Source organism: Candidatus Chordibacter forsetii, from assembly GCF_964187505.1.
Classification (GTDB): Bacteria; Verrucomicrobiota; Verrucomicrobiia; order Opitutales; family Seribacteraceae; genus Chordibacter; species Chordibacter forsetii.
Genome location: NZ_CAXLML010000225.1, coordinates 1 through 2,886, shown reverse-complemented (window position 1 = coordinate 2,886; position 2,886 = coordinate 1). Strand labels below are relative to the sequence as shown.

The 2,886-nt window shown below is 43.9% G+C and carries 4 protein-coding genes; 1 reads left to right on the top strand and 3 read right to left on the bottom strand.

Translation table 11 applies throughout. The features are described 5' to 3' along the window. Positions 1-376: hypothetical protein (locus tag ACKPQ4_RS09690; protein ID WP_407680981.1), on the top strand; the 376-nt coding region annotated here is incomplete at its 5' end. On the opposite strand, the gene ACKPQ4_RS09685 is transcribed toward ACKPQ4_RS09690, so the two are convergent. The 3 genes from ACKPQ4_RS09685 to ACKPQ4_RS09675 all read right to left on the bottom strand — a co-directional run. Further along, entirely contained in the window at positions 373-990 is a 618-nt protein-coding gene (locus ACKPQ4_RS09685) for a hypothetical protein (protein WP_407680980.1), read from the bottom strand. The genes ACKPQ4_RS09690 and ACKPQ4_RS09685 overlap by 4 nt on opposite strands. After that, positions 987-1,427, bottom strand: a complete 441-nt coding sequence (locus ACKPQ4_RS09680) for a DUF1425 domain-containing protein (protein ID WP_407680979.1) — start codon at positions 1,425-1,427, stop codon at positions 987-989. The genes ACKPQ4_RS09685 and ACKPQ4_RS09680 overlap by 4 nt, the downstream gene beginning before the upstream one ends. A gap of 7 nt (positions 1,428-1,434) precedes the next feature. Next, positions 1,435-2,886: hypothetical protein (locus tag ACKPQ4_RS09675; RefSeq protein WP_407680978.1), on the bottom strand; the 1,452-nt coding region annotated here is incomplete at its 5' end.

The window sequence follows — 2,886 nt, the reverse complement described above, 5'->3', positions numbered from 1 at the left end:
TCCGCAAAAAGTTGATCAAATTAACCAGCGCTTGAACCTGGAAATTAGGGAAGTTAAGTTTGGCATGTCCATACTTTCCCGAGTACGCCCGAGGGCCTTACCTGAAAAATCGGGCATGTTTCGAATTATTTCTCCCGTGCGCAAGCGCAAGGGAACCCTATCACTATGGGGCTTGGGAGTGGATGGAATCGAACGTGAATACGAATGGCAGAGAAGAAACCTACCTAAGGAAGATCAAAAATTAATCCTTAGTTTACAGCGAGGAGATTTGATTGATTGCACAGGAAACTCAGAACAACTAGTCAACCGGGCAAGACTAAAAAAAGTAGAAGACTTGAGTCCTAAGTTCGTTCCCCGGTGGAAAGAATCTATTTAAAATCCGATCGCTCCCCTGCTACCTTGCTTGGTAATTAACTCTCGACCAAACCAAACTCCGGTTCCGCCGTTTAATTCAGTCAAGGTAAGGAGGAAATAAAAGTCTTTCTGCGTTACTTTTTCGACCCTTGAAGTTTCCTCAATAATTTTCCCGGACAAAGAAAAGTAAGGGCGTGGACGATTGATCTGTTTATCTCCATCAGCACCGAGTTCTTTCCGTACAGTATCAGCGTATGAGTCAGCAATCTTACCCTCCGGTCCCGCAGTTGTGGAAATACGCACCCTCTTACTGGCAAGCAAGTCACGCTTCATCCCCTGCAGCAATAGATCGGTATCAAAGTAGGTCTGAGTATCATTACGAATCTCACCGATATGAAGGATGGCAGGCTGTATTGGTGCCTCAGCTAGGCTGCCACTGGCGAGTAAATCAGTTACCAACTGATTGGCCGCCCGGGAGAAGTCTTGGGCATTAATCTTGTCCAAATTGACCAGTCCCTTATTGCTCCCGTCCTCAAGATAGCGTGCATCAGCAGCCCGTCCGACCGGCTTGCGTTCTCCGCAGGAAAAGAAAAAGAAAGTAAGAATGAGCGATAAACTAAGTAATAAACGGTTCATGGATTTTTAGCAGGTTGAATCTTTAATCTAAAAGCGGAAACTCCCGGTCGGGTGGCAATTGATTCAATCATCTTGGATTCTCCTGGGCGAATCATCAAGGCTTTCCAGACAAGGGAAGTATCCTTAACTAAAAAACCCTCGTCATCTAGCCATTCAAGTTTGTGGGTAAATTGAACCTCCTTAGATGAATAGTTTTTTATTTCCACTTGCATACGCAGAAGGTTTCCATCGGCTTTACCTTGGGTTATACGGACCACTTCGAGGGCTTTTTCCAACTCGCCACCGAACTCAACTTTTTTCAACTCTGGTTCTGCACTTTTGTCCCTAGGGTCTGCCTTGCCTACCGTACCAACTTTTCCCTTCTGTGAGCATGCCGAAAGAATAAAAAGTAAAGAAAAGAACAAGGTACAAAAAGATTTTTGAATTTTAGTCTTCATAGTTTTTTTAATACTTGGAAAGCGAACAGACTCCTACAACCCGCAAGGGTGTAAAAGCAGATACACTCCGTACCCAGAGTAATTGGGTCTGTTGATTTTTAAGGTTCACAATTGTGGATAAATTCGTACCTACACCGCTTAAGGTCAACTTCCTATCTTGCGGAATTGATAATTTACAAAACCTGACCTGCTTAGGCAAGGTACTCCAGGAACGAAGGTCTGCTCGGGTAGTTGCTTGTGCCAACATACCTACACCTGCTCCTACCGATACTCGAGCAAGGTCATTCTCAGAACGAACCGCATTGGTAGCTAGGTGCTGTAATCCGCCCTTGGATATGGCTCCAGTGATCGCTTTGGTTAATTCGATGTCGAAATATTCGTTAAATTCCTGAGCAACAATCGCATCCATGTCGGCTAATAATTTGGTCGTTACCGCTTTGGATTTATCCATGGTCGGAAAAACTTTTATATCTTTCAAAAATTGATCATTTATCCGGAGACTTGGAAAAGCAATTCCCAGATAAGGAACACGAGAAGTGGCGGAGAAAAAGAACAAAGGTAGATCGAACCTCTTTTCGACTCTTACAGGAGCCCGCCCAGTTTCAAAAAAGACATAAACAGTTTTCTCAGTTGGACGCGTTCCCACTTTTGCCGCCCTGTAGTCCTCTTCAATCCATTTATTTTGAGGATAAATCGAGCTCAGTATACGTAATGAATACTCGGCCTTAGCAAAATCCTCTCTTTGGCTGGCACCGTGCAGGAAGTACAAAGATTCAAAATACAGAGCCGCTGGGTTTATAAACTTGGGAAATTCTGGCGGGATTAAGGCTTTGATTTTTTCTTTTTCTTCAAGAAGTGCGGAAGAAGAACCCTTATCATTAAGGGTTTTAGAAAGATCCACTTGTTTTTTCTCACTTTTCTCACGGGCAACGGAAAGCTCCTTACTCCATAGATCCTTGGTATCTTCGATTGCCTGTCGGGTCTTAAAAATTTCTGCCCGTGCACGACCACGATCACCTGCTAGCAAGTAATTGTGTGCTTGATAAGTCCGCAACATTGCCCGCTCATAAATCCTCGATTTGTAAGGCTTGGATTCTGCTGAACCCAAGGTGGATATAAATTCCTCAGACAATCGGGTCTCAGTCCGCAAATGTGGACCATACCACCTGTCATACTCACGAGAAGCTCCGTCTAATGCAGATATGCTGGCAGAGTAATTGGCATGCATTCGAGCAACTGCTCCTTGCTCCAAGTAATAAAGCATACGATCTCTCTTCGGTCCTTCTCTTGCCAACCTTGCAGCTTCCAATTCTGCATTCTCTAGGTCTCCAATTTTCCATAGAAATGAAAAGTTTTCAGTTCTATCGTAATGGGTAGAAAAACAACCCGAAAGGAACAAGAATAGAACCAGGTACAGAACAGTCCTCACTGACAATTCAATTTGGTCATCAAAAACTAA